Source organism: Polyangium jinanense (assembly GCF_028435365.1).
The window spans coordinates 216,227-241,410 of sequence record NZ_JAGTJJ010000008.1; the positions used below are offsets into that span (position 1 = coordinate 216,227).

The window sequence follows — 25,184 nt, forward strand, 5'->3', positions numbered from 1 at the left end:
CGGCATGGCGGCGGTCCTCTCCCTTGGTTTGACTTGCAACAATGCGTGCGTCTTCTGCGCGCAAGGGGAGAGGTCCGCCACCCGCGAGCGAGACGCCGAAGGGCTCGATCTCGCGAGGGGCCTGCGCATCGAGCCGGGCGACGTCGTGTTCGTGCAGGGTGGCGAGCCGACGCTCGCCGAGGATCTACCGGCGGTTGTCCGCGCACTCGACGAGCGCGGCGCGCGCCGCATCGTGGTGCAGACGAACGGCCGGCGGCTCGCGTACCGCGCCTATACGCGCGCGCTTCGCGAGGCGTCGAGCAAGCTCTCGCTCGACGTCTCGCTGCACGGCTCGACCGAGCCGATGCACGACTACCACACGCAGACGCCGGGCAGCTTCAAGCAGACCGCGCTCGGCGTACGGCATGCGCGGGCCGAGGGCATCGAGGTCGGGACGACCACGGTGATCACGCGGTCGAACTATCGTCACCTCGCGGAGATCGTGCAGCTTTCGCGTGCGCTCGGGGCGCGCGCGGCGCACCTCGCGAGGGCTTCACGGTTTGGCCGCGCGGCGCGCGCGGCGGATCGGATCGTCGCGCCGGAAGATCTCGTGCGGCCGCAGCTCACGCGCGCGCTCGCGGAGGCGGCGCGGCTCGGAATGGGCTGGCTCGCGGGCGAGAAGGCGAGCCACGCGGAGGTGCGCGAGCTCTTCGCGGGCCTCGGCGAGGTGGAGATCGCGGAGGCGGGGGGGCTGGGTTCGTCGCGGACGACCGGCGTCGAGATCGCGGCCTCCGACAAGAACTTCGTGGAAACGTCTCGGCTCGTCCGAGCGAAACCACCGAGCGTCAACCGGAGCATTGCTTGGGAGCGGTGAGTGACAATGGCGAGCAACGTCAAAGCCAGTGACGAGCAGCGGGGCAAGCAGGTGCGACGGATCGCCATCGCGGCGCTTCTGACCGTGATCGGCGCGGCGGCGGGTTCGTCCTGCGCCGAGGGCGGGAGCGTCACGTCCACGGGTGGCAACAGCACCGGCTCGAGCTCTGGCGGCAGGGGCGGCGAAGGCGGCGAAGGTGGCGCGGGCGGCGGCACGGGCGGCACGGGCGGCGTTGGTGGCATCGGCGGCACGGGTGGTACCGGTGGCATGGGTGGAGCCGGCGGCGGGGGCGGCGCGGGTGGAGCCGGCGGCGCGGGTGGCGGCCAGATGTGCGTGCCGCAGACCGAGGTCTGCGACGGCGTCGACAACAACTGCGACAACGTGGTCGACGAGGGCTGCGATTGCGTGACCGGCGTGAAGGAGGCCTGTTACACGGGCCCCGACGGCACGAAGGGCGTCGGCGCGTGCAAGGAAGGCGAGAGGACCTGCGACGCGTCCGGGAAGTGGGGCCTGTGCGAAGGGGAGGTCGTCCCGGCTCCGGCCGAGGCTTGCAACGGCTTCGACGACGACTGCGACGGCGAGGTCGACGAAGGGTGTACGTGCATCACGGGCGAGACGAAGGGCTGCTACACGGGCCCGATGGGCTCGGAGAACGTCGGCCTCTGCAAGCCCGGCACGCAAGCCTGCGACGCGAACGGCCAGTGGGGCCCGTGCCTGGGTGACACCACGCCGCAGCCCGAGCTGTGCAACGGCCTCGACGACAGTTGCGACGGCACGATCGACGAGGACAACCCGGGCGGCGGCGGCGCGTGCGTCGCGCCGGGCCTCGGCGAGTGCAAGAAGGGCACGCTGAACTGCATCAACGGCGCGGTGAAGTGCTCGCCCGCGCCCGTGCAGCCCGAGGCTTGCGACGGCCTCGACAACAACTGCGACGGCAACACCGACGAGGGCAACCCCGGCGGCGGCATGCAGTGCACGACGGGCTTCATGGGCCTGTGCAGCACGGGTTTGACCAAGTGCGATGGCGCGAACGGCGTGAAGTGCATGCCGAACGTCGTCCCCGGCCAGCTCTCCGAGGCGTGCAACAACCTCGACGACGACTGCGACGGCATGGTCGACGACGCCATCCCGCAGGTCGGCATGGCGTGCACGAAGCCCGGTCAGCTCGGCGTCTGCCAGTTCGGCACCTTCGAGTGCCCCGCCGGCGCGCCGCAGCTCCTCTGCAACGCGCCTCTGCCCGGCACGGTCCAGGAGACGTGCAACGGCAAGGACGACGACTGCAACGGCACGATCGACGATCCGGCTCTCGTGAACGGTTTGCCCTGCAGCACGGCGTTCCCCGGCGTGTGCGCGACGGGCACCACGGTCTGCGTGGGCGGAAGCTCCTCGTGCAACCCGCAGGTCTCGCCCGGATCGCAGACCGAGATCTGCGACAGCAAGGACAACAACTGCAACGGCACCGTCGACGAGATGCAGCCGAACCCGGCGTGCACCTCGCAAAACCCGAACGCGCAGTTCGTCTCGAGCTGGTCGTGCACCGGCGGCCAGTGCCAGATCGTGCAGTGCAACGTCGGCTACGCGAACATCGACGGCGCGCCGGGCAACGGCTGCGAGTGCGCGACCGATCAGTACGCGAACCAGTGCGTCAGCTCGGGCGCGGTCAGCGTGCCGAAGGGCGGCACGGTGAACATGATCGGCAAGGTCGAGACCTCGGTGGGCAGCGACTGGCTCACGTTCAACTTCGTCGCGCCCGCGGCGCTCGGCCAGCCGTACACGCCGAAGGTCCAGCTCGTGAACGACGCGGGTGGTCAGTACGGGATGGACGTGCTCCACGACTGCAACACCGTCGCGACCTGCAACGACGGCGGCACGGGAGCGGGGGCCACCGTTTGGGAGCTGAATTATCAGTACAACATGAACGGCAGTCCCACGGGCCCCTGGTCGGACAACAACCCGAAGGTCGTGTCTGTCAAGGTTCGCGTGTATCGCAAGAACGGTACGCCGCCGACGTGCGATCAGTATACCGTGACCGCCACGAACCCGTGAGGAGCGGCGGGACGCACCTTACGGTACGTCATCGGGAGCGAAGGGCGAATGAGCGACATGTCGTTTCACTTGGGTGAGGGCTCGGTTCGGATCGAGTTCGACGAGGGCCTGTACCCCAAGGATGCGATCTACGGAGCGGCGTACGTCTTCATCGATCGCTGCTGGGTGCACCTCGATCGTGCGGGAGATCGGCGCATCCAGGTGACGCTCAAGGCGAAGAAGCCGGGCGCTGACACGCAGACGTTCGCGGGTGAGTTCCAGAACGAGCTGCTCGGCCAGGCGTGGCGCCTCCGGATCGTCGAGGAGAACAAGAAGCTCGTCGAGTCGATCACGGCGCGCGCGTTCGGCGGCGCGGCGGGTCCGCCCGGGCTCGATGAGTTGCTCGCGATGGACATCGGCGAGGAGACGGCCTTCGAAGATCCGCTCGGCATCGCGATGAGCTGGGAGGAGAAGTACAAGAAGAAGGGCAAGGCCGAGGGCACGAAGGCCGAGGCCGAAGGCGCGGCCGAGAACGTGTCGGGGGGCGAGAAGGCGTCGTGATCGAGCTCAGGTTTCACGAGGAGCTCTACGACGGCTTCGCGATCGACGAGGCCGTGAAGACGTACGCTCCGTACGCGACGGCCGAGCTCTCGCGCGATGGCGGCGCGTACGTCGTGAAGGTGACGGCGAAGCCCGAGGCCACGAGCGAAGGCATCGACGAGCGCGTGCTCTCCGCGGAGCTCGCGAACTACGCGCTCGGTTTGACGATCGAGAAGGCGCGATCGGGAGGTGCGGCGTGACGAGCCTCTCGACGCTCTTCACCGAGCTCGGCCCCGCGGCGAAGTCTCCCTCGGGCCTCGTGCCGTTCCGGTTCCGCGAGGTGGGCGGAGATATTTTGCTCACCAACTTTCTCGGCGACTGGCTCTTCGTCACGAACGACGAGTTCCGCTCGCTCGCGCGCGGCGAGCTCGATCCCGCTTCGCCGCTCCACGACAAACTCGCGTCGAGAAACTTCCTTCGCGACGGCCTCGATCAGGCGAAGGCAGCCGAGCGCATCGCGTACAAGAAGCGGTTCCTCAACTGGGGGCCGAACCTGCACATCGCGGTCGTCACGCTCCGCTGCAACGAGACGTGCGTCTACTGCCACGCGAGCCGCGCGAACATGGACGCGGTCCATACCGACATGACGCCGGAGATCGGCGAGAAGGTCGTGGACCTGATGCTCCAGTCAACCTCGCCCTCGGTGACGCTGGAGTTCCAGGGCGGCGAGCCGCTCGCGAACTTCCCGGTGATGAAGCACGTCATCGAGTACGCCCTTGCGAGGAACCGCGCCTACGGCAAGGGGCTCGAGTTCACGATGGTCTCGAACCTGGCCATGATGGACGAGGAGAAGCTCGCCTTCCTCGTCGATCGCAAGGTTCAGATCTGCACGAGCATCGACGGCCCGGAGCACCTGCACACGAAGCAGCGCATCCTCGCCGGCGGCAACGCGCATCGCGAGGCCGTGAAGTGGATCGAGCGCATCAACAAGGCCTACATCGACATCGGCCTCGACCCGACGCTCTACCACGTCGAAGCGCTGCTCACGACGACGCGCGAGGCGCTCAAGTACCCGAAGGAGATCGTCGACACGTACGTCGGCCTCGGGTGTCGCGCGATCTTCCTCCGCCCCGTCGATCCCTTCGGCTTCGCGGGCAAGACCGCGCAGATCGTCGAGTACGACCGCGCCGCGTACCACAACTTCTACCGCACCGCGGTCGAGCACATCCTCGACCTCAACCGGCGCGGCGAGCAGGTCCTCGAGCGGTACGGCTCGATCTTCCTCACGAAGATCCTCGGCGACGACGACCCGAACTTCCTCGACATCCGCTCGCCGAGTGGCTCGGGGATCGGCGCCCTCGCCTACAACTACGACGGGAAGATCTTCTCGAGCGACGAAGGCCGGATGATGTACGAGACCGGCGATCCCGCGTTCCAGATCGGCGACGTGTTCACCTCGACGTATCGCTCGCTCATGAAACACGAGACGGTGCGCGCGCTCGTGCTTGCGTCGATCCGCGAGGCGCAGCCCGACTGCGTGAACTGCACGTACACGCCGTACTGTGGGGTGCAGCCCGAGCACAGCTACCGGACGCAGGGCACGATCTTCGGTAGGATGCGTGAGAGCACCTTGTGCGCCGTCCACAAGGGCATCCAGGATTTTCTCTTCGACAAACTGCGCGAGAACGACCCAAAGACGGTCGAGATCCTCCGGCGCTGGACCACGGTCCGGGCGCGAACGCACTTCATCCACGCGTCGTCGGCATCTTGAGGGCAAACGAATCGACGCGGGGCGCAACGGGACTTGGGATCAGGGAGGCCACGATGGCGAACAACGGAACAGGTGGGCTGCCGAGCTTCTCCCGCAAGCCGGGTGGCATGCTTTCCAAGACGGAGAGCGAGGTCGGCGCGAAGGCGAGCGAAGAGGCGGATCGCGCCGGCGTGATCGGCGACGACGCGGGTGGCGTGATCCCGGCGCAGCATTGCTCGCACGGGTCGCACGGCTCGCACGGCTCGCATGGCTCGCACGGCAGCCACGGGTCGCACGGCTCGCACGGCTCGCACGGCAGCCACGGGTCGCACGGCTCGCACGGCTCGCACGGCTCGCACGGCAGCTGGTAGACCGTCCCCCGGCGCGCCCACAGTCTCGGATACCTCTCGCCTGGCGGGCGAAACGGCCCCGTTCGTCCGCCTTGATCCCCTGTCCGCCCCTGTTTCCAGCCTGCCCGGACCGACCTCTTGCGGAGGCTCTGGATCCAAAGGGACGGAGGCGCATTTGATCAGCTTGCGGAACGGACGCGCGTCCGTATACTTCCGCTCCCTTGTTTCCCGGCGGAGTGCGTCGGTGAAGCAACTGTCGTAGGGCTCGAGGGCACGAACATGTACGCGGTCATCAAGACGGGCGGCAAGCAGTACAGGGTCAGCGAAGGCCAGGTGCTGCGCGTCGAGAAGCTGAGCGGCAACGCCGGCGACACGGTTACGTTCAACGAAGTCCTGCTCGTCGGCGGCGAGGCCACCAAGATCGGCCAGCCGCTCGTTGCGGGTGCAAAGGTCGAGGCGCAGATCAAGGCGCAGGATCGCGGCAAGAAGGTCGTGATCTTCAAGTTCCGGCGTCGGAAGAACTACCGCCGCAAGACCGGGCACCGGCAGCCGTACACCGAGCTCAAGATCACCGGCATCAGCGCCTAGGAGAAACCGGCATGGCTCATAAAAAAGGCGGCGGCTCGTCTCGGAACGGTCGCGATTCGAGCGCGCAAAAGCGCGGCGTGAAGGTGTACGCGGGGACCGCGGTCCCGGCGGGCAGCATCCTCGTGCGGCAGGTGGGTTCGTCGATCCACGCCGGCAAGAACGTCGGCACGGGCAAGGACTTCACGCTCTTCGCCCTCGTGGAGGGCGTCGTGAAGTACGAGTGGAAGTCGAACACGAAGAAGCAGGTCTCGGTCTATCCGGCCTGAATCTGCGTCGTTCGTGATCGAGACGAGCCGGGCGATACGACGGGAAAAACCCCGTCGATCGCCCGTCGTCCATTTGGGATCCAACGATCACGCGTGCTGAGCGGCGAGGACAAACCGCGGCGATGACGTACAAGCTCCTGGCCCTCGACCTCGACGGCACCCTGCTCCGTCACGACGGCTCCTTGAACGAGCGCGATCGCTGGGCGATCGAGCGCTTGCAGAGCGGCGGCGTGGCCGTGACGATCTGCACGGGCCGGCTCTACTCGGGCTCGCGCGAGGCCGCCGTGGCGGCGCGCATCCAGGGGCCGATCGCCTGCGTCGACGGGAGCCACATCGTCGACGCGCGTGACGATCGCGAGCACTACCACGCCTCGCTCGCAGGCAATCACGCCGTGCAGCTCCGGCGCGTGCTCGAGCGGCATGGCACGGCGAGCTTCGTGTTCGCGCACGACAGCATCGTGCACGACGCGGCGGGCGCGCCGTGGAGCAGCTACGTGCGCACGTGGTCGCCGCGGGTGACGGTCGTCGAGCGCGTCACGTCGCATCCGTACTGGGAGCATGAGCGAGGGCTGCTCGCGGTGGTGGCGATCGGCTCGAAGGAGAGCGTGCACGCGGCCGCGGAGGAGCTCGAAGGCGAGCTCGGAGGCGCGGCGTTCGTCATTCGGTTCGCGGTGACGCGCGGGGCCGACACACACGCGATGGTGGTGCGCGCGGCCGGGCCCACGAAGGGCACGGCGATCGCGTGGCTCGCGGACTATCACGGCTGCACGGTGGACGAGGTCGTCGCGGTGGGCGACTGGCTCAACGATGTGCCGATGTTCGAGGTCGCGGGGCGATCGTTCGCGATGGGCAGCGCGCCGCAGCTCGTCAAGGAGAGCGCGACCGAAGAGCTCTCCGCGTGGAGCGCGGAAGAGGCGGGCGTCGCCGAGGCGATCGAGCGGGCCTGGGGGACGTTATGACGAGCTCTTCGACGAGGGCACGCCGGAGATAGGCGCGCTCGGCACGCCCCTGTGCGAGGGGGGCGCGAAGCCGCGGTAGAAGAGCCGTTCGACCTCGCCGATGAGGTCGCGCATGCCGATGGGCTTGGCGAGAAACCCTTCGGCGCCGGCCTGCGCGGCCTCGGCGCGCGCGCCGCGTTTGCCCGAGATCACGAGGAAGCGACAGTCGTAGCCGCGTGCGCGCGCGGCCTCGATGAAGTCCGTGCCGCTCATCTCGGGCATGCGCTGGTCGACGACGACGACGTCGACGCGGTCGAGCCGCTCGAGGGCCGCCGCCGGGGACATCGTCTCGCGCACCTCACACCCCTCGGCTTCCAGGCACATCCCCAGGAGCCTCAAGATGTCGGGGTCGTCATCGACCACGAGCACGACGGGGGGACGCGGTCGCCACGTGCGCACGATCCGGAGATTACCCGGGTTTCTGCCTGCTTCCAAATGTGAAAGACGTGCGGCACGAAAATGCCGAGCGGACGGATCGTGCTCCGTTCGCGGCTGTGGATGCGAGATGTTCGGGGGGTTTGTCCGGGGGCTCGACGCGTGTTGCGGAGCCCCCGAACGCGGGGAGCGCGACGCTGTTACTTGCGCGGCTGGGAGGCGGCGGCGAGCTGCTGCTGCTGCTGCTGCAGGAACTGCGCGACGAGGCGCGAGCGCTCGATGGCGAACTGCTTGACTTCCTTGTTGGGCGAACCCGCGAGGGCGTTGAGCAGCTTCGTGACCTTCTCGATCTGGCGCGACTGGAAGAGGGCCTCGAAGTAGTTGTTCGCGATGCGCACGTCGCGGCTCATCTTCGCCTCGTGCGGCTGGAGGAGCCGGATGACGGCCTCGAGGTCGCCCTTCTGGCCGTAGAGCGCCGAGAGACAGAGGAGCGCGAGCGGATCGTCGGGCGCGATCTCGACGCCCTTCTTGGCGTAGGTGACGGCGCGATCACGCGTCGCATCGTCGTTCGCGAAGAAGCCCTGGAGCGCGATGTACGGCGCGGCGCTCTTCTTGTCGGCGGCCATCTTCTCGATCTCGGCGATCGCCTTGTCCTCGCCCTCGTGCTGCTTGAGGAACTGGTAGAGGTAGGCCCACGCGTCGATGCAGCCGATGCTGATGCCGATCGCCTTGTCGACGAACTCGCGCTCCTTCTCGACTTCCTTCTTCTGCTGGTAGACCTTCGCGAGGTGCAGCGAGGGGTAGGGGTTGTCCTTGAGGAGGTTCTGGGCGCCCTTCAGCGTGCCCTCGGCCTTGTCGAACTTCTCCTGCTGGAGCTGCGCGATGCCGAGCGCGAGCCAGTCGTCGCCCGTGCCGCCCTTCGCCACGACCTTCGAGAGCACCTGCTCGGCGCGCTGCAGGCGGTTGTACTTGAGGAGCTCCTGCGCGTAGATGCGCGCGCGGTTGAGGTCGTCGGGCTGCTCCTGCCAGTGCTTCTCCAGGCCGGAGAGCAGGTCTTCGAGGCCGATCGCGATCGGGCGACCCTGGTCGTCCTGCACCTGCACCGCGGGGCCGTTGAAGCCGAGCAGCTTCCACATCTGGTCGGGCGTCACGAGCGACGGGCCCTTGTCGAGCATGGCCTTGGTCTCGTCGTCGACCTTCGACAGGGGAATCACGATGAGAGCGTTGCCAGGCACTCCGTTGGGGAATGCGCTGACGGGCGCCATGATGGCCGCGCCGCCCGTGATCTGAAGTCCCGCCGCCACTCCACCCTGCTGTCCGTTCTGCGCCATGGTCGCTCCACCCGGGAAACGCGGAGCGCGCCTTGCGCCCGCGGTCGCCGCTCGACGGCGCTGTGGCGCGCATCGAACGGGAAGGAAAATGCCGTTGTTACGAGGGGCGGGCAGGCTAGCAGGATGCCCCCATCAGAGCAACGGCCGCCAAGGATCCGAGGCGTTTCGCTCACCTCGATACCGACAAGTCAGCCGCGGCGGAGTCGATACGAAAGGCCTGTCTGCCGCTCCTCGCGCCGCGTCTCGGAGAGCGCGAGGCTGAGCGCTCGCCCGTCCGTGACGAGCACGACGAGCCGCTTTCCGCGCGTGACGGCCGTGTAGAGCAGGTTCCGCGAGAGCATCACGAAATGCTGCGAGAGCAGCGTGATCACCACGGCCGGATACTCGCTGCCCTGGCTCTTGTGGATGCTCGTCGCGTAGGCGAGCACGAGCTCGTCGAGGTCGCTCTCTTCGTAGGCGACGTCCCGGCCGTCGAACGTGACCGTGAGCGTTCCGGCCTCGGCGTCGATCGCGCGGACGATGCCGACGTCGCCGTTGTAGACCTCGCGGTCGTAGTCGTTCTTGAGCTGCATGACCTTGTCGCCGAGGCGGAAGAGCTTGCCGCCTCGCGTGACCGAAGGACCGTCCGGGTTGAGCGTCCGCTGCAGCGTCTCGTTCAGCGTGATCGTGCCGACGGGGCCCTTGTTCATCGGCGAGAGGACCTGCACGTCGCGCACGGGATGCAGGCCGAAGCCACGCGGGATGCGCTCGGTGACGAGCTCGTGGATCGTGGCGGCGGCTTCCTCGGGGTTATTTCGTTGGAAGACAAAGAATTCGCCGCGCTTGTCGGTCGCGCCCTCGGGTTTTTCGCCGTCGTGGATGCGGTGCGCGTTCTGCACGATGAGGCTGCCCTCGGCCTGGCGGAAGATCTGCGAGAGGCGCACTGTCGGGATCGCGCCCGAGGCGATGACGTCGCGCAGGACCGCGCCAGGGCCGACGGACGGAAGCTGATCGACGTCGCCGACGAGCACGAGCCGGGCTCCATCGGAGACGGCCTGCGTGAGCGCGTCGCAGAGCGGCAGGTCGATCATCGAGGCCTCGTCCACGATGAGCACGTCGGCCTCGATCTCGCGGCCTTTCTTGCGGAGGAAGCCGCGCTCCTTCGGGTCGAACTCGAGCATGCGGTGGAGCGTGACGGCCTCGCGCCCCGTGGCCTCGCTCATGCGTTTGGCCGCGCGACCCGTGGGCGCGGCGAGGCGCACCGTGTGGCCCGCGAGGTCGAAGAGCGAGAGGATCGCCCGGACGATCGTGGTTTTTCCGACGCCGGGACCACCCGTGATGACGAGGATCTTGTTGCGGGCGGCTTGCTCGATCGCGTCGCGCTGCGCGGGCGCGAGGGCGACACGCGTGCGGGCCTCGAAGCTCTCGATCGCGGCTTGGGCCACGGCCTCCGGCGATTCGCCGCGGCGGCCCGAGAGAGGACGGCCGGGCGCGCGGAGGAGCGCGAGGAGGCGCGCGGCGAGGCGCGCTTCGGCTTCGTAGAGCGAGGATTCGTAGACGGCGACCTCGCCCGAGGGGAGCGTTTCGACACGCACGCGACCCGAGAGCGCGAGCACGTCGATGGCGCGATCGACGCCTTCCTCCTCGCGTTCGAGGATGAGCGTGGTGGCCGAGACGAGCGCGTTTCGCTCGGCATACACGTGCCCCTTGCCCGCGAGGTCGCTCAGCATCTGCATCACGCCGGCCTGCGCGCGCTCGGGTGCGTCCAGGGAAACTCCGATGGCACGCGCGATCTGGTCGGCCGTCTTGAACCCGACGCCCCACACGTCGAGCGCGAGTCGGTAGGGCGCGCGCTTGACGATCTCGATCGCGGAGGCGCCGAACCGCTTGTAGATGCGCGTCGCCAGCGCGACAGAGGCGCCGTGCTGCTGGAGGAAGATCATGATGTCGCGGATGACGCGCTGCGACGCCCAGGCCTTGGCCACGGCCTCGGCGCGTCGTGCGCCGAGCCCCGGCACCTCGCCGAGGCGCTCGGGCTCCTCGTCGAGCACACGCAGCGCATCCTCGCCGAACGTCTCGACGATCCGCTTGGCGAACACGGGCCCGACCCCTTGGACCATGCCCGAGCCGAGGTACTTTTCGAGGCCCTGCAAAGTCGAGGGCGCAATCTCGAGCAGCGTTTCGACGCGGAGCTGGTCGCCGTGGCGACCATCACGTTCGTAGCGGCCGGTGGCCCGGACGCGCGTGCCGGGGGCGACGGACTGGAAGCGGCCGACCCAGGGGAGAGGGGCCTCGTGGCCGTCGATCGCGACCTTCACGACCCGGAAGCCCGTCTGGTCGTTTTCGTACGTGACACGCACGACCTCGCCTTCGAGGGTCACGGTGCCGTCCTTCGAGGGAGCGGCCTTTTGCGCGGCGAAGAGCGTGTGCTGCGCGGGGCCTTGGGGCCCGGATCGCGGGCGTGACGCGGCCCCGGCCGGGCTTTTCGGGCCCGTCCCCCCGGCGAGCAGAGGCGTGCGTCCGCGGCGGTTCATGGGCGCGGGGCGAGGCTAGCGCGGTTTTCCCGCGGGGAGGGGCTTTGCTCGGCGAGTTTGTTGGGTAAGACTCGCCGCCCGATGAGCCTCGAGCACCGCCTCCACGACCGCTGCGCGTGCGGATCAGCGCTTTCGTCCTACGCCCACTCGTCCGCTTCCGCTGCTTCCGGGCGCCCGTTCGCGCTCGCCGGCGTGCAGCGCGTGTACGAACGGGCTCGGCCGTTTCAGGTCACGCACATCGCGCTCGACCTTCGCCTCGACGTGCCGAAGAAATCCGTCGCGGGCGAGGCGACGCTCGATGTCTCACGCATCGACGCGCGCGCGAAAGAACTCGCGCTCGACGCCGTCGGCTTCGACCTCCAAGCGGTCGAGCTGCGCGTGGGCGACGAGGGCAAGTTCGCCGCGGTGGAACACGTGTACGACGGGCAGACGCTCCGCGTGTCGGTCCCCGAAGCGGCCTCGCGCGTGACGGTGCGGGTGCGGTATTCGGCGACGCCGCGGCGCGGGCTCTACTTCCTCGCGCCGGACGAGCACGTGCGTGATCGGCCCGCGCAGGTCTGGTCGCAGTGCCAGGACGAGGACGCGCGGCACTTCTTTCCGTGCATCGACAAGCCGCACAACAAGCAGTCGACCTCGCTGCGCGTGACGGTGCCCGAGGGCTGGTTCGCGCTGTCGAACGGCACGCGCGAGAGCGACGAGGACGAGGAGCAACGCGGCGTCTACCGCTACCGGATGGACGACCCGCACCCGAGCTACTTGTTCACGCTCGTCGCGGGCGAGTTCGAGCGGATCGACGACGAGGCCGACGGCGTTCGTCTGCATTACTTCGTGCCCAAAGGAAAAACCGACGAGGGCAAGCGCACGTTCCGGCGGACGCCGGACATGGTGCGTCGCTTCGGCAAGCTCACGGGCGTCGCGTACCCGTGGAAGACGTACTCGCAGATCGTGGTGAGCGACTTCATCTTCGGCGGGATGGAGAACACGACCGCGACGACGATGTACGAGCACATCCTGCTCGACGAGCGCGCCGCGATCGACGTGACGGCCGACGACCTCATCGCGCACGAGCTCGCGCACCACTGGTTCGGCGACCTCGTGACGTGCCGCGACTGGTCCCACGCGTGGCTGAACGAGGGGTTTGCCACGTACATGGAGCACGTCGATCGCGAGGGCTACCTCGGCCGCGAAGAGTACGAGCACGGCGTGCGCGGCGACGTGGCGGCGTACCTGGGCGAGGCCGGTGGGCGCTATCGGCGTCCGATCGTGTGCCAGGACTACGAGGCGCCGATCGACATCTTCGATCGTCACCTCTACGAGAAGGGCGCGTGCGTTTTGCACATGCTGCGGCTCGAGCTCGGCGACGAGGCGTTCTGGCGCGGCATCAAGACGTACCTGGAGCGTCACGCGCGCGGGATCGTGGAGACGCGTGACCTCATGCGCGCGCTCGAAGAGGCGAGCGGCAAGAGCCTGGAGCGCTTCTTCGAGCAGTGGGTGTTCCGCGCAGGGCACCCGGAGCTCGAGGTGAAGCTCGATCACGACGGCGAGGCCCTGACCGTGTCGGTCAAGCAGGCCCAGGCCGCGAAAGAGAGCAAGGAGAAGGACAAGGACGACGCCGGGACGCACGTCTTCGCGCTCGACCTCGAGCTCGACATCTCCATCGACGGCGAGGTGCGGCGCGAGGTGCGGCGCGTGGAGTCGGCGACCGCGACGTTCACGATTCGCGTGCCGAAGCGGCCGGCGTTCGTCGTGGTGGATCCGGAGCTCCGGATCGTGGGCGACGTGCGGGTCGAGTGCCCGGCCGACATGCTGCGCGCGCAACTCGCGGGGGCAAAGACGGCGCGCGGCCGGCTGCTCGCCGCGAGCCTGATGGGCAAGCTCGACGATCCGGCGACGACACGCGCGCTCGGCGCGTCGCTCGCGAAGGAGGACGAGTTCTGGGGCGTGCGTGCGGAGGCGGCCTCGGCGCTCGGCGAGGTGCGCAGCGACGACGCGCTCACGCACCTCGTCGCCCACGCGCGGACGGGGCACGCGAAGGTGCGGCGCGCGGTCGCGGCGGCGCTCGGCAAGTTCCGCAAGGCGCAGGCCGCAGAGGCGCTGAAGAGCCTCGCGCTCCGGGACGCGAGTTACCTCGTGGAGGCGGAGGCCGCGCGCGCGCTCGGCGCGACCCGGCAGGGCGTCGCGTTCGACACGCTGATCGAGGTGCTCGATCGTCCCTCGTGGTCGGACATCGTCCGCGCGGGCGCGCTCGATGGGCTCGCGGCCCTGCGTGACGAGCGCGCGCAGGCGCACGTGCTCACGCGGACCCGATACGGGATCCCCACGCGCGGCCGGCGCGCGGCGATCATGGCGCTGCCGAAGCTCTCGACGGATCGAAAGGTGCGCGAGGCGCTGGAGGATCTGCTCGATCAGTCGGATCCGTACCTCAAGGTGGACGTGGTGCGCGCGCTCGTCGACATCGGCGACGCGAAGTCGCGCGGGCCGCTCTCGCGCCAGATCGATCGCGAGCTCGACGGTCGCGTGCGGCGGCGAATCCGCGAGGCGTTGCGGGACCTCGGCGGCGCGGGCAAACGCGAAGCCGAGCGGCTGCGCGAGGACCTGGAGACGCTGCGGAGCGAGCACGCCGACCTGAAGGCGCGCCTCGGCAAGCTCGAAGCGCTGCTCGCGCCGAAGGAGGCCACGAGCAAGCCGAACGGCATCCTCCACGTGCGCGACACGGAGAAACCCGAGGCCGAGAAGGAGTCGGGCGACAAGGGCAAGAAGAGGAAGAAGGATGAACGAGCTTCGCGGTAAGACGGCGCTCGTCACCGGCGCGTCCGCGGGGATCGGCCGCGAGCTCGCGCGTGTGCTCGGACGTGAGGTCGCGGCCTTGGTGCTGGTCGCGCGCAGGCGTGAGCGGCTCGACGAGCTCGCGCGTGAGCTCACGGCCGCGCGGCCGGGCCTGCGTGTGCTCGTGCGCGCGGTCGATCTGCTCGACAGGAAGGCGCTCGGCGCGATGCTCGACGACCTCGCGCAGGCGGGCGAGGTGATCGACGTGCTCGTGAACAACGCGGGCTTCGGCGACTACGGTCTGCTCGAGAAGCGCGACTGGGAGAAGATCGAGCGGATGCTCGAGCTCAACGTCGTGAGCACGACGATGCTGCTCGCGCGGCTCGTGCCGCCGATGGTGGCGCGTGGGTCCGGCGCGATCCTGAACGTCGGATCGATCGCGGGGATCCTGCCGTCGCCCGCGATGAGCACGTACGCGGCGAGCAAGGCGTACGTGAACCACCTGAGCGAGGGCCTGCGCGCGGAGCTTTCGGGGACGGGCGTGTCGGTGACGGTGGTTTGTCCGGGTCCGGTGCCGACGGAGTTCCAGGAGGTCGCGGGGAGCGACGTGCGGCCGGAGCTGCCGAAAGCGGTGTACGTGGACGCGGTGACGTGCGCGGAGGAGGCGGTCCTGGGGCTCAAGCGCGGGCAAGCGCGCGTCATCCCGGGCGTCGTGCCGCGGGCGATGGCGATGACGGTGGACGCGCTGCCGAAGGCGCTCGTGAGGCCGTTTCTGTCGAAGATGGGGAAGAAGGCGCGCGGAGGCCGGTAGCCGCGTCGCTCAGGGCAAGAAGCGACCGAGGAACGCGTCGCCGGACTTGCCGTCGAACGCACCGACAAGCGCCTTTTCGATCAAGAACGGGGCGTGGTGCTGACCACCGACGATCAGATCGCCCGTCGGCAAGAGCGCGAGCGCAAGCACCGAGTTCGGCGCGTCGTTGTCCTTGCTTCCACCACTCAAGAGGACACGCGACGAGACGTGCGCGCCGTCGGCGCCACCGAGCTTCGCGAAAAACACGTCGCCGGCATCCATGGCCATGAGGGGCCCGCCGCCGAAGTCCATGCCGCCCCGGAACGTGCCGGCGAGCGCGAGCTGATCGGCCGTGCCCACGGCGATGTTTGCCTGCTCCACGAACGACGTCGCGTCGCCGATCGCCTTCGCCCAGACGACGCTGTCTCCGGTGCTCGCGATGCGCGTCACGTAGAGCGCGCGCGCCCCATCCGCGGCTGTTTGCAGTTGCTGTCCGAAGACGTCGAGGGCGCCCTCGAACGTGCCCGTGAGGAAGACGTCGCCGTTCGACGCAATCGCCACGTCGAACGCTTGCTGTGCCATCGGGTCGCCCCATCCACGGGCCCAGATCGCGTTGAGGCTCGGATTGAACTGCGCGGCGAAGACGTCGAAACCACCCTTGCTCGTGAACGGGGTGCCGGCGATCAACTCGAGACCACTGGCGAAGTTGCCGGTGATCACGATGTGATCCGTGTCGGTGACGGCGATCGCGCGGAGATCGTCGGCTCCCTGTCCACCCATGCGTCGTGATCCCGCGTGGAAGCCGGTCTCGTCGAACTTCGCGAGGAACATGTCGTCGACGCCGACGGACGTGAACTCGGTTCCCCCGAAGTTGATGGTGCTGGCGAAGTTGCCCGCCACGACCACCTGGTTCGCGTTGGTCACCGCGATCGACGTCACCTCTTGCGAGGCTGTGTCACCGAAGAGCTTGCTCCACACATGGTCGCCGTTCGCGTCGAACTTCGCGACGAACGCGTCGTCCGAGCCCTTGCTCGTCAGCACGCCGCCGCCGAAGTCCACCGCGCCGAGCACGCGTCCGCCGACGTAGATCGCGCCGCTCTTGTCGATGGCGATGGCGTTCGCTTGTTGCAGGGCGGAGTCGCCGAAGCGTTTGGCCCAGACGACCTCGCCCTTCGGCGTGAGCTTCGCGAGGAGGATGTCGAGGCTGCCCGTGCTCGCGAGAGGGCCGCCGCCGAGATCGATCGTCCCGCCGAACCCGCCCACGATGACGATGTTGCCGTCGGGGGCGATCGCGACGTCCGAGATCAGCTGCATGGAGAGCGACTCACCGTACGTCTTCAGCCAGCCGTTTCCGAGTGGCGGGCATTCGAGCGCATCGGCGCCGTTGCACGCTTCATCCTCGGTCGTCAGGCAGTCCTCGGGCTGCGGCAGCACTTCGCCGCCGCACTCGCCGAAGCCCGTGCCGTTCGGCAGGCAAACCTGGATGCCCGGCTTGCACGTGCCGACGTCCTCGGTGCCGGGCGGGCCGCTGTAACAGGAGCGTTGCTCGTCGGGCGTGCACACGATGCCGCCGCCGCTGCCGCCCCCGCCGGCCGCGCCGCCCGTGCCCGAGGTCGAGGTGTCGAACGCGCGCTCCTCCGGCGAGCACGCCACGAGCGCCATCACGCCGAGCGAGGTGACGCCGGCGAGGGTGAACGAAAAGCGTTTCATTGCTTCGAACATGAAAGGATTTCCTTCAGGGCAAGAGACGCGCGAGGAACAGGAGCCCTTGCTGGGCGTTGTCCGGCGAGAGCGGGCCTCCGCCGAAATCGATCGACCCGTAGCTCAGGCCCGCGAGGATCGGATCGCCGGTCGGCATGACCCCGAGCGCGAGCACGCCGGCCGCCATGTCGGTCGTGTAGGTGCGCGAGCGCCGGTGGGTTCCGTCGAACTCGAGCTGCGCGACGAAGGGGCTCACCTGCGTGTTCGAGGTCAGCGGTCCGCCGCCGAAGTCGACCGTATCGCTGAACCAACCCGCGGTCACGATGCGGCCGTTCGCCACGCCGAGCCACATGCCCCAGTCGGAGATGGAGTTCGGTCCGCCCACGATCTTGCTCCACGCGAGCGCGCCGTCCGACGCGAGCTTCACGAGGTACGCGTTCGTCGCCATGGGCGCGGCTTCGAGCTTCGAGCCGTCGTCGAAGCTGATGACGCCCCCCATGCGCCCCGAGAGGACGAGCTCGTCGTTCGGCGTGACCGCGATGCCGAGGGCCTCTTGATCGGCGGCGTCGCCCCAGTGCTTCCCCCAGATGGGGTTGCCGTTCGGCTGGAGCTTGAGCGTGAACACGTCGTCGTTGCCGGCGCTCGTGAACATGCCCGCGACGCCGAAATCGACCGATCCGCTGAAGTGGCCGGCGAGGATGATGTTGCCCATCGTGTCGACCGCGAGGTTCACGATCTCCTCGAAGCCCGCGCCTCCGTAACGGCGCGACATCGAGTGAAAGCCCGAGCCATCGAGCCGCGCGACGAACAGGTCCGTGTCCACCGGGGCCGTGAGCGCGGAGCCGCCGAGGTTGATCGTGCCCTGGAACTCACCGCCGACGACGACCTGCCCGGCCGGCGTGAGCGCGAGAGCCGTCGCGCTTTGCGAGCTCGTGTCGCCGAAGAGCTTGGCCCACTCGACCTCGCCGCTCGGCTTGAACTTCGCGACGAGCGCGTCGCTGCTGCCCTCGCTCGTGAGCGTCCCATTGCCGAGATCGATCGCGCCGGAGACCGAGCCCGCGAGGTAGATCATGCCCGTGGCGTCGATCGCCACGCCGGCGCTCGTCTGCGACGAGGCGTCGCCGAAGCGCTTGCTCCACTGGTGCGTGCCATCGGCGCTGAACTTCGCGAGCAGGATGTCGGCGCCGCCCGTGGTCGCGAGCGGTCCGCCGCCGAGATCGAGCGTGCCACGAAGCTCGCCCGTGATGACGATGTCGTGCGTCTTCGGGTCGACCGCGATGGCGCGGATGAAGATCTCTTCGGCCGTGGAAAAACCCTTGCTCCACGCGAGATCGAGCGGCGGGCATTCGGCCGGATCCTCGCCGTTGCACGCCTCGTCCTCGGGCGTGAGGCAGTTCTCGGCTTGCGGCAGGATCTCACCGGAGCACTCGCCGAAGCCCGTGCCGTTCGGCAGGCAAATCTGGACGCCCTTCTTGCAGGCGCCGATGTCCTCGGTGCCGGGAGGTCCGGTGTAGCAGGCCCGCTCTTCGTTCTCCGCGCAGCCCATGCCGCCGCCCGTTCCGCTCGAGCTCGTCGTGTCGCCGAAGTCGCGCGCTTCCGGTGTACACGCGGCCGCTCCGACGGCGATGATCGAGGCCGCGCCGATCAAGGCGCCGAGGTGCCGCAAAGACCAAGCCAAACCCCTATGGATCCTGCCTATCATCGATCCGAGCATGCCATGGATCGACGCGCCTCGGATCAGCTGCGTGGGGCCCGTTTTCAGGGGGAGAGGCGTGCCAGAAACCCGCTCGCATCGACCGTGCTCGTGGTCGTGAACGCGCCGCCGCCGAAGTCGATCGAGCCCGCGTACGCGCCGCCGATCACGACATCTCCCTGCGGGCCGAGGTCGAGGGTGAGCGCGCCGTCGGGGCCCGGACCGCCGAAACTGCGCGAGCCGAGGTGCGCGCCGTCCAGCGTGAAGCGCGCGAGGAACACGTCGACGTTCTCCACCGCGGAGAGAGGCCCGCCGCCGAAGTCGATGCTGTCGTCGAAGAGACCCGCGGCGAAGATGCTCTCCGAGGTCGGATCCACGCGGAGCGAGACGCCGAAGGTGCCGGAGCCCTTGCCGCCGAACATCTGGCCCCAGACGATCTTGCCGGTCGACGAGTAGCGCGCGAGGAAGAGGCCGCGGTCGCCCTTCGCGTAGAGCACGGGGCCGTCGAGGTACAACGTGCCCGCGGCTTCACCCGCGACGATCACATCGCCGTTCGGCAACGCCGCGATCGCGAGCCCGCGTTGTGACCCGGTGTCGCCCGCGCGACGCGCCCAGAGGCCGGTGCCGTTCGCGGAGAGCTTGGCGAGGAAGACATCGTGGCCGCCGATGCTCGTGAGCATGTCGCCGGCGACGGGGCCGAAGTCCATCGTGGTGTCGAACGTGCCCGTGATGAACAGCGATCCCGTGGGGTCGACGGCGAGCCCGCCGAGCTCGTCGAAGCCCGTGCCGCCGAAGCGCCGCGAGAAGAGGTGCGTGCCCTCGGCGTCGAGCTCGGCCACGTAGATGTCGCTCGACCCCGCGGAGACGAGGTCCGATCCACCGAAATTGATCGTGCCGGAGGAGGTGCCGCCAAGGACGATGCGCCCGGACGGGGTGATAACGATCCGCTTGATGCGCTGGGCGTTCGCGTCACCGAAGCGTTTGGCCCAGGCGAGGTTGCCCTGCGCGTCGAGCTTCGCGACGAACGCGTCGTCGCTACCCGCGCTCGTCAGGACCTGTCCGTCGCCGAAGTCCGTGGTGCCTCGGATCGCGCCGCCGACGTAGATCGATCCGGCGGGATCGATGGCGACCGCGGTGGCCTCCTGGATCGCGGCGTCGCCGAAGCGCTTGCTCCATTGGGGTTCGCCGAGCGGGCCGAAGCGCGCGACGAAGAGGTCCTTTTCCCCTGCGCTCACGAGCGGTCCGCCGCCGAAGTCGACGACGCCGCGGAACGATCCGACGGCCACGACGTCGCCCGTCGCCGGATCGATCGCGACGCTCTCGATCGACTGCATGTCCGTCTCGCCGAAGCTCTTGCTCCACACGTGCTTGAACGCAGGCACAGGGATCGGTCCGCCGCCTTCGCCGCCCGTACCCCCCGCGCCGCCCACGCCACCGGATCCGCCCGATCCGCCAGCGCCGCCCGATCCGCCCGTCCCGCTCGTCACGCCGGGCCCTACGTCGGGCGAGCACGCTGCCGCACACGCCATCACCAGGCCGAGCAGCCCGATCCACGCGCCGTTTCGCATTTCAAGCCGCCTCGTACCCGTTTGCCGTTTCATGTCGCAAGGCATGAGCATCGCACAACGACGAGCCTCTTTGCGCGCGCCTCCGCCTTCGCTACGCACGGGCGCATGTCCGATCAATCCTCCCCCGTGAAAGTCGAGCGTCGCGGCGCCGTCGGCGTCCTCGTGATCGACCGCGCCGATCGTCGCAACGCGCTCTCGCGCGACACCCTCTACGCCCTCGGCCGCCTCGGCAGGGAGCTCGTGAGCGATCCGTCGGTCCGCGCCATCGTGCTCACCGGCGCGGGCGACAAGGCCTTCTGCGCGGGTGCCGATCTGAAGGAGCGTCAGGGCATGAGCCCCGACGACGTGCGCAAGCAGGTCGGCCTCTACCGCAGCGAGCTCGGGGTGCTCGATCGAAGCGAGAAGCCGGTGATCGCGGCGATCAACGGCGTCGCCTTCGGCGGCGGGCTCGAGCTCGCGCTGATCTGCGACCTGCGCGTCGCGGCGCCGCACGCCGAGCTCGCGCTCCCCGAGACCACGCTCGGCATCATCCCCGGCGCGGGCGGCACGCAGAGGCTGCCGCGTGTCGTGGGGGACGCGCGCGCCAAGGAGATGATCTTGCTCGGCCGGAAGCTCGGGGCGGCCGAGGCGCTCGCGTGGGGGCTCGTGAACCGCGTCTCGCCCGAGGGCACGAACGTCCTCGACGACACGATCGCCTGGATCGAGCCCATCGCGAACGGCGCTCCGATCGCGCAGAGCGCCGCGCTCCGGGCGATCGACACGTCCTACGAGGTACCGCTCGAGCTCGGCCTCGAGCTCGAACGTGTCTACTACGACGAGACGTTGCGCAGCGAGGATCGGCTCGAAGCACTGCGTGCGTTCGCCGAGAAGCGCAAGCCCGCCTTCCGCGGCGTGTAGCGGCTACACCCCATCCGTTGGATCTCGAAGCATCTGGATCTTGCTCTCCAGCCGCTTCGAGACCCACACCTTGTTGTGCTCGTCCACGACGACCGCGCCGCAGTCGTCGAGCTCCTCGCAGATCGACAGACCCTTGTCCGGGCCGAGGATGAAGATCGCGTCGTCGATCCCGTCGGCGGTGAAGGCGTCCTTGGCCCACACGGTCACGCTTCGGCTCTTCATCGCGGGGTAGCCCGTGCGTGGATCGATGATGTGGTGCCAGCGCTTGCCGTCCTTCACGAAGGCGCGCTCGTAGTCGCCGGCCGTCGAGAAGGCGTGGTCGGTGACGTCGATCATCGCGAAGTAGTCGTTCGGCCCCTGCCCGCGTGGATCGCGCACGCCGACGCGGTACGGCGAGCCGTCGGGCTTCTTGCCGCGCACGTACAGATCGCCGCCGGCCTGCACGTAGAACGACGCGAGTCCTTCGGCGGCGAGCACCTTCGCCGCGGCGTCGACGGCGTAGCCTTTGGCGATGCCGCCGAGGCTCACGCGCATGCCGGGCTTGCTCAGCATCACGCGGTGTGCGTCGTGGTCGAGCTTGATCTTGCGGTAATCGATGAGCGCGCGGGCCTTGTCGATGTCGGCCTTCGAGGGCACCTCCTCGACCTTGTTCTCGTCGAAGCGCCAGAGATCACGCATCGCCTCGAACGAGATGTCGAAGACGCCCTCCGATCGCTCGGCGACGGAGATGCTCTTCTTGATCACGTCGAACGTCTCGGGCCCGACGGCGACGGCCTGCTTGCCCGCGGCCTGGTTGATGCGCGAGATCTCGCTGTCGTCGCGCCACGTCGTCATGAGCCGCTCGAGCCTGCGGATCTCGGCGAGCGCCTTGTCGAGCTTCGACCGGATCGCCGCCTCGTCGAGCTCGCGCGTGGTGTACGTCGTGATCACGACGTGTGTGCCCATCGCCTTGTCGTCGAGCGTCACCTTCTTTGGATCGAACGGCGGCGGGCGCGGCGGAGCCGACGAGGATCGCGCCTCGGGCGTGGGCTCGGGCGGCGAGGACGTGTTGCACGCCGCGAGGGCGAGCGCGCCGAGGAGGAAAACGTGGCTCGTTCGCATCATGGCTCCCGCGTGATCCGCACGTAGACGTGCGACGGCGGGGCGATGCCCGTCTCCACGCGCACCTTGGGCATCCCCGGCGCGAGCGCCGCGACGAGCGCGAGCTCCTCCTCGTAGAACATGCGTCGGATCGAGGTCACGGCGTCGTAGTAGAACGTGTACGTCCGACCGTACAGGGCTCCGACGAGCGCCACGAGCCCGAGCGTGGTGAAGCTCCGCTCCCCGTCGATGAAACACGCGCCCACACGCGCGCGCCGCGCCGCCTCGCTCATCATCCGCGCGATCATTCCCGGCGGGAAATGGTGGATCGCCTGGGTGCAAGTGATCACATCCACACCCCGCTCCTCGAGCCCACCGAGCGCGAGCGCATCCTCGACCGAAAACCGCACCGAGAGCCCCCGCGCGGCCGCCTGCGCGCGCCCGAGCGCGAGGTACTCCTCCCGCAGATCACTCGCCTCGATCGCGACCCGATCCCCGAACCGCTCGGCGAGGTACAGCGAGAGCCCGCCGTGCCCCGCCGCCACGTCGTGCACGATCGGCCGCTTTCCCTCCGCGCTCGCCGCCTCCACGAGCGGATCGATCGCGGCCATCACCGTCGCGTAGATCCCGGTGCAGTGGTTGAACCGATCGAGCACGTCGAGCGCGTGGGTCCGCTCGTCCTCCGGGAAGCTCGGATCATCCATGAGCTCCGGTCGATCGCGATAGAGACGCGCGTCCACCGCATGGAGCAGCTCCGTGAGCCGCGAGCCTCCGTCTCCGTCGAGATCCATCGGCCGCTCTGCGCGCATCGTCGTCACGGCCTCGGCGACGAGCGTATCGAAGCGCTCGATCGCCGCGCCGTCGCCTTGGAGCACGGCGCTTTCGAGCGGGGCGATCGCGGGCGCGAATCGCTCGATCGTGCGGCGCATGGCTTTGTTGCGGTGCAGCGCGAGCGCGCCGCGAAGCGGCCCACGCACGTCGTGGCGACTCAGCTTGCGCATCACCGCTTCGAGGGCTGGATCGACGTGGCGGCGGAGGACCTCGGACAGCATCGAGGCGCGGGGCATGGAGGCGAGCTTAACGTATCCCGGCGCGACGTCGCGTCACGGGCGCCCCGCGCGAGAGGGCTGTATGCTGCACGATCGACCCATGCAGACGACGTCCGTCGATCGACCTCACAGGGAAGCCATCCTCGCGGCCGCTCGTGCCGTCGCGCCGATCGTCCGCGACGTCGCGTCGCGGATCTTCGCGCACCCAGAGCTACGGTTCGAAGAGACGCGCGCCGCGGGCTGGATCTGCGACGCCATCGAGGCCGAGGGTGTCGCCGTCGAACGTGGCACGGGAGGCCTCGCCACGGCCTTCCGCGCGCGCCTCGGCGACGGCGCGGGCCCGCGTGTCGCGATCCTCGCCGAGTACGACGCGCTCCCCGAGATGGGCCATGCGTGTGGCCACAACCTGATCGCCGGTGGCGCGCTCGGCGCGTTCCTCGCGATTGCGCGGGCGCGGCCGTCCTTCGCGGGCACGATCGAGATCATCGGTACGCCTGCGGAAGAGGGCGGCGGCGGCAAGATCCGCCTGCTCCAGGCCGGCGTGTTCGAGGGCGTCACGGCCGCGCTCATGTTTCACCCGTACGATTGCGACCTGCTCGCGCCGACGTCCCTCGCGAGCTACTGGCTCTCGCTTCGCTTCAAGGGGGTGCCTTCGCACGCGGCGATGGCTCCGTGGGAAGGCAAGAGCGCGCTCGCGGCGGCGCTCGGAACGATGCACCTCGTCGACGCGCAACGCGTGCAACTGCGGGACGGCACGCGCGTGCACGGCGTCGTCGTCGAGGGCGGCCAGGCGGTCAACATCATCCCGGAGCGCGCCGTGGTGGACTTCGCGGTGCGCGCGTCGTCGTTCGCCGAGCTCTCGATGGTGCGCGCGCTCGTCGAGCGATGTGCGCGCGGCGCGGCGATCGCGTGTGGTGTGGAGGTCGAGATCGAGGTGCGGGGCGGCTACAAGGACCTGCGCCCGAACATCCCGCTCGCGCGCCGCTTCGGCGAGCACCTCGCCGCGCTCGGCAGGCCTGCGCGCTTGGTCGACCCCGTACGCAGCATGGGCTCGACGGACATGGGCGACGTCTCGCACGTGATCCCATCGATTCACCCGCTGCTCGCGATCTGCGACGAGGGCGAGACGATGTGCCACGAGCACCCGTTCGCGCGATACGCGGACAGCGATCGAGGCGCGGATGCGATGATGGCGGCGGCGCAGGCGATGGCGCTCACGGCGCTCGACATCCTCGCGGACGCACCCTTGCGGGCGGCGATGACGTCTTATTTCGAGGGGAAGTTCGAGGGGAAGAACGGGCAGTAACGTCAGGCCGCGGGCGCGCGTTTGCTGTCGACCCCGGCGGCTTGCAGATCGTCGAGCATGCCCGTCGTGCCTTCGAGCGGGATGGCGCGGGCGAGGGCCACGCGCTCGAGCATCATCGCGAGCTCCAGCATGTTGCTCACGGGCGGCAGAAGCGCGCTCGTCCCGTCCCAGAGATCGAGCCCGATGCTGCCGCGCAGAACCGGTAGCTCCTGCCCCTTCTGGTCGGTCTTCGGGATGCGCACCTTGTCGATCTGCGACCAGCTCCAGCGCCGCACCCGCGGCACCCCGAACGAGAGCAGCTCGCGCAGCACGATGCCCTCCGGGTTCACCACCACGCCGCGCATTTGGTCACGCAAAACCCCGGCGATGGCGCTGCAGAACAGGATGATCGCGCACACGCTCGCGGGCATGATGCGATGGCGATCGTCCTCGACGACGTACTTGAAGAGCCAGCTATTCGTCGGGGCGTGCTGCCCGTAGACGATCGCGCCCGAGATGATCAGCGCGAACGCGAGGTAGGCGAGCCAGGGAAGGCGTTCCTTCAGCGGCGGCCCGAACGACACGGTGCTGTCCGGGCGATACGTCATGTCGAAGCCGGGAGGACGAGAAGGTCGCGCCATGCCCGCAGTCTACACGAGCCCGGCGCGAACCTTGGATCCGGCTAGAGCATCGACCGGTTCGATGCTTGGAAGATCGCGAAGCGATCTTCCCTCGGGGGGTGAATCGTCCGGGCTTTGCCCGGACG

22 protein-coding genes are annotated in these 25,184 nt (G+C 68.9%); 13 read left to right on the forward strand and 9 right to left on the reverse strand.

Features of this window, described 5'->3' with window-relative positions; all coding sequences use genetic code 11:
* The first annotated feature begins 4 nt into the window (after positions 1 to 4).
* From KEG57_RS18940 to KEG57_RS18980, 9 genes are all read left to right on the forward strand, one after another.
* Positions 5 to 853, forward strand: a complete 849-nt coding sequence (locus KEG57_RS18940; protein WP_272458231.1) for a radical SAM protein — start codon at positions 5 to 7, stop codon at positions 851 to 853.
* A 6-nt stretch (positions 854 to 859) separates the two neighbouring features.
* Positions 860 to 2,899: a MopE-related protein gene (locus tag KEG57_RS18945; RefSeq protein ID WP_272458232.1), complete on the forward strand. Its 2,040-nt coding sequence runs from the start codon at positions 860 to 862 to the stop codon at positions 2,897 to 2,899.
* A gap of 48 nt (positions 2,900 to 2,947) precedes the next feature.
* Positions 2,948 to 3,439, forward strand: coding sequence for a His-Xaa-Ser system protein HxsD (hxsD, locus tag KEG57_RS18950; protein WP_272458233.1), 492 nt, complete (start codon positions 2,948 to 2,950; stop codon positions 3,437 to 3,439).
* Entirely contained in the window at positions 3,436 to 3,678 is a 243-nt protein-coding gene (locus KEG57_RS18955; protein ID WP_272416968.1) for an HxsD-like protein, read from the forward strand. Before hxsD ends, KEG57_RS18955 begins: the two co-directional genes overlap by 4 nt.
* The gene (gene hxsB / locus KEG57_RS18960; RefSeq protein ID WP_272416969.1) at positions 3,675 to 5,189 is read left to right on the forward strand and encodes a His-Xaa-Ser system radical SAM maturase HxsB; all 1,515 of its coding nucleotides are present in this window, start codon (positions 3,675 to 3,677) and stop codon (positions 5,187 to 5,189) included. Before KEG57_RS18955 ends, hxsB begins: the two co-directional genes overlap by 4 nt.
* Positions 5,190 to 5,242: 53 nt before the next feature.
* The gene (hxsA4, locus tag KEG57_RS18965; protein ID WP_136933506.1) at positions 5,243 to 5,539 is read left to right on the forward strand and encodes a His-Xaa-Ser repeat protein HxsA4; all 297 of its coding nucleotides are present in this window, start codon (positions 5,243 to 5,245) and stop codon (positions 5,537 to 5,539) included.
* A 258-nt stretch (positions 5,540 to 5,797) separates the two neighbouring features.
* Positions 5,798 to 6,106: a 50S ribosomal protein L21 gene (rplU, locus tag KEG57_RS18970; protein WP_272416970.1), complete on the forward strand. Its 309-nt coding sequence runs from the start codon at positions 5,798 to 5,800 to the stop codon at positions 6,104 to 6,106.
* 11 nt (positions 6,107 to 6,117) lie between these two features.
* Entirely contained in the window at positions 6,118 to 6,372 is a 255-nt protein-coding gene (gene rpmA / locus KEG57_RS18975; protein WP_272416971.1) for a 50S ribosomal protein L27, read from the forward strand.
* 122 nt (positions 6,373 to 6,494) lie between these two features.
* On the forward strand, positions 6,495 to 7,331 hold the full coding sequence (locus KEG57_RS18980; RefSeq protein WP_272458234.1) for an HAD hydrolase family protein: 837 nt from the start codon (positions 6,495 to 6,497) through the stop codon (positions 7,329 to 7,331).
* On the opposite strand, the gene KEG57_RS18985 is transcribed toward KEG57_RS18980, so the two are convergent.
* From KEG57_RS18985 to recD2, 3 genes are all read right to left on the reverse strand, one after another.
* Positions 7,326 to 7,769, reverse strand: a complete 444-nt coding sequence (locus tag KEG57_RS18985) for a response regulator (protein ID WP_272416973.1) — start codon at positions 7,767 to 7,769, stop codon at positions 7,326 to 7,328. The genes KEG57_RS18980 and KEG57_RS18985 overlap by 6 nt on opposite strands.
* Before the next feature lie 176 nt (positions 7,770 to 7,945).
* Entirely contained in the window at positions 7,946 to 9,076 is a 1,131-nt protein-coding gene (locus tag KEG57_RS18990) for a tetratricopeptide repeat protein (protein ID WP_272458235.1), read from the reverse strand.
* A gap of 188 nt (positions 9,077 to 9,264) precedes the next feature.
* On the reverse strand, positions 9,265 to 11,589 hold the full coding sequence (gene recD2, locus KEG57_RS18995) for an SF1B family DNA helicase RecD2 (RefSeq protein WP_272458236.1): 2,325 nt from the start codon (positions 11,587 to 11,589) through the stop codon (positions 9,265 to 9,267).
* Between the two features lie 81 nt (positions 11,590 to 11,670).
* Here recD2 and KEG57_RS19000 point away from each other — a divergent pair, with 81 nt between their 5' ends.
* Together KEG57_RS19000 and KEG57_RS19005 are read left to right on the forward strand one after the other, a co-directional pair.
* Complete coding sequence (locus KEG57_RS19000) at positions 11,671 to 14,379, forward strand: M1 family aminopeptidase (protein ID WP_272458237.1); 2,709 nt, start codon at positions 11,671 to 11,673, stop codon at positions 14,377 to 14,379.
* Positions 14,360 to 15,166: an SDR family NAD(P)-dependent oxidoreductase gene (locus KEG57_RS19005; protein WP_272416977.1), complete on the forward strand. Its 807-nt coding sequence runs from the start codon at positions 14,360 to 14,362 to the stop codon at positions 15,164 to 15,166. The genes KEG57_RS19000 and KEG57_RS19005 overlap by 20 nt, the downstream gene beginning before the upstream one ends.
* 9 nt (positions 15,167 to 15,175) lie before the next feature.
* Here the strand turns inward: KEG57_RS19005 and KEG57_RS19010 are convergent, their stop codons facing one another.
* The 3 genes from KEG57_RS19010 to KEG57_RS19020 all read right to left on the reverse strand — a co-directional run bounded on the left by KEG57_RS19010 (position 15,176) and on the right by KEG57_RS19020 (position 20,107).
* On the reverse strand, positions 15,176 to 16,855 hold the full coding sequence (locus KEG57_RS19010) for an NHL repeat-containing protein (RefSeq protein ID WP_272458238.1): 1,680 nt from the start codon (positions 16,853 to 16,855) through the stop codon (positions 15,176 to 15,178).
* Positions 16,856 to 16,880: 25 nt separating this feature from the next.
* Positions 16,881 to 18,524, reverse strand: coding sequence for a hypothetical protein (locus KEG57_RS19015; protein WP_272416979.1), 1,644 nt, complete (start codon positions 18,522 to 18,524; stop codon positions 16,881 to 16,883).
* 80 nt (positions 18,525 to 18,604) lie between these two features.
* Positions 18,605 to 20,107, reverse strand: coding sequence for an NHL repeat-containing protein (locus KEG57_RS19020; RefSeq protein ID WP_272458239.1), 1,503 nt, complete (start codon positions 20,105 to 20,107; stop codon positions 18,605 to 18,607).
* Positions 20,108 to 20,212: 105 nt separating this feature from the next.
* On the opposite strand from KEG57_RS19020, the gene KEG57_RS19025 reads away from it, so the two are divergent.
* A complete protein-coding gene (locus KEG57_RS19025; RefSeq protein ID WP_272416981.1) occupies positions 20,213 to 21,004 on the forward strand; it encodes an enoyl-CoA hydratase-related protein in 792 nt (263 codons plus the stop codon).
* Positions 21,005 to 21,007: 3 nt separating this feature from the next.
* Here KEG57_RS19025 and KEG57_RS19030 read toward each other — a convergent pair whose 3' ends face one another.
* Both KEG57_RS19030 and KEG57_RS19035 read right to left on the reverse strand, forming a co-directional pair.
* Positions 21,008 to 22,108, reverse strand: coding sequence for an FAD:protein FMN transferase (locus KEG57_RS19030; protein WP_272458240.1), 1,101 nt, complete (start codon positions 22,106 to 22,108; stop codon positions 21,008 to 21,010).
* Entirely contained in the window at positions 22,105 to 23,151 is a 1,047-nt protein-coding gene (locus KEG57_RS19035) for a class I SAM-dependent methyltransferase (RefSeq protein ID WP_272416983.1), read from the reverse strand. The genes KEG57_RS19030 and KEG57_RS19035 overlap by 4 nt, the downstream gene beginning before the upstream one ends.
* A gap of 82 nt (positions 23,152 to 23,233) precedes the next feature.
* On the opposite strand from KEG57_RS19035, the gene KEG57_RS19040 reads away from it, so the two are divergent.
* Entirely contained in the window at positions 23,234 to 24,439 is a 1,206-nt protein-coding gene (locus KEG57_RS19040; RefSeq protein ID WP_272416984.1) for a M20 family metallopeptidase, read from the forward strand.
* A gap of 2 nt (positions 24,440 to 24,441) precedes the next feature.
* Here KEG57_RS19040 and KEG57_RS19045 read toward each other — a convergent pair whose 3' ends face one another.
* Positions 24,442 to 25,059 carry a hypothetical protein gene (locus KEG57_RS19045; protein WP_272416985.1) on the reverse strand — a complete coding sequence of 206 codons (618 nt, stop codon included), beginning with the start codon at positions 25,057 to 25,059 and terminating at the stop codon, positions 24,442 to 24,444.
* Between the last annotated feature and the right edge of the window lie 125 nt (positions 25,060 to 25,184).

Bases quoted from the DNA above. Each gene is read 5' to 3' on its own strand.
- recD2 (WP_272458236.1), bottom strand. From the start codon at position 11,589: ATGAACCGCCGCGGACGCACGCCTCTGCTCGCCGGGGGGACGGGCCCG.
- KEG57_RS18945 (WP_272458232.1), top strand. From the start codon at position 860: ATGGCGAGCAACGTCAAAGCCAGTGACGAGCAGCGGGGCAAGCAGGTG.
- rplU (WP_272416970.1), top strand. From the start codon at position 5,798: ATGTACGCGGTCATCAAGACGGGCGGCAAGCAGTACAGGGTCAGCGAA.
- KEG57_RS19005 (WP_272416977.1), top strand. From the start codon at position 14,360: ATGAACGAGCTTCGCGGTAAGACGGCGCTCGTCACCGGCGCGTCCGCG.
- KEG57_RS19020 (WP_272458239.1), bottom strand. From the start codon at position 20,107: ATGCGAAACGGCGCGTGGATCGGGCTGCTCGGCCTGGTGATGGCGTGT.
- KEG57_RS18990 (WP_272458235.1), bottom strand. From the start codon at position 9,076: ATGGCGCAGAACGGACAGCAGGGTGGAGTGGCGGCGGGACTTCAGATC.
- KEG57_RS19035 (WP_272416983.1), bottom strand. From the start codon at position 23,151: ATGCCCCGCGCCTCGATGCTGTCCGAGGTCCTCCGCCGCCACGTCGAT.
- KEG57_RS19045 (WP_272416985.1), bottom strand. From the start codon at position 25,059: ATGGCGCGACCTTCTCGTCCTCCCGGCTTCGACATGACGTATCGCCCG.
- hxsA4 (WP_136933506.1), top strand. From the start codon at position 5,243: ATGGCGAACAACGGAACAGGTGGGCTGCCGAGCTTCTCCCGCAAGCCG.
- rpmA (WP_272416971.1), top strand. From the start codon at position 6,118: ATGGCTCATAAAAAAGGCGGCGGCTCGTCTCGGAACGGTCGCGATTCG.
- hxsD (WP_272458233.1), top strand. From the start codon at position 2,948: ATGAGCGACATGTCGTTTCACTTGGGTGAGGGCTCGGTTCGGATCGAG.
- KEG57_RS19000 (WP_272458237.1), top strand. From the start codon at position 11,671: ATGAGCCTCGAGCACCGCCTCCACGACCGCTGCGCGTGCGGATCAGCG.
- KEG57_RS19030 (WP_272458240.1), bottom strand. From the start codon at position 22,108: ATGATGCGAACGAGCCACGTTTTCCTCCTCGGCGCGCTCGCCCTCGCG.
- KEG57_RS19040 (WP_272416984.1), top strand. From the start codon at position 23,234: ATGCAGACGACGTCCGTCGATCGACCTCACAGGGAAGCCATCCTCGCG.
- KEG57_RS19010 (WP_272458238.1), bottom strand. From the start codon at position 16,855: ATGAAACGCTTTTCGTTCACCCTCGCCGGCGTCACCTCGCTCGGCGTG.
- KEG57_RS19025 (WP_272416981.1), top strand. From the start codon at position 20,213: ATGTCCGATCAATCCTCCCCCGTGAAAGTCGAGCGTCGCGGCGCCGTC.
- KEG57_RS18980 (WP_272458234.1), top strand. From the start codon at position 6,495: ATGACGTACAAGCTCCTGGCCCTCGACCTCGACGGCACCCTGCTCCGT.
- KEG57_RS18940 (WP_272458231.1), top strand. From the start codon at position 5: ATGGCGGCGGTCCTCTCCCTTGGTTTGACTTGCAACAATGCGTGCGTC.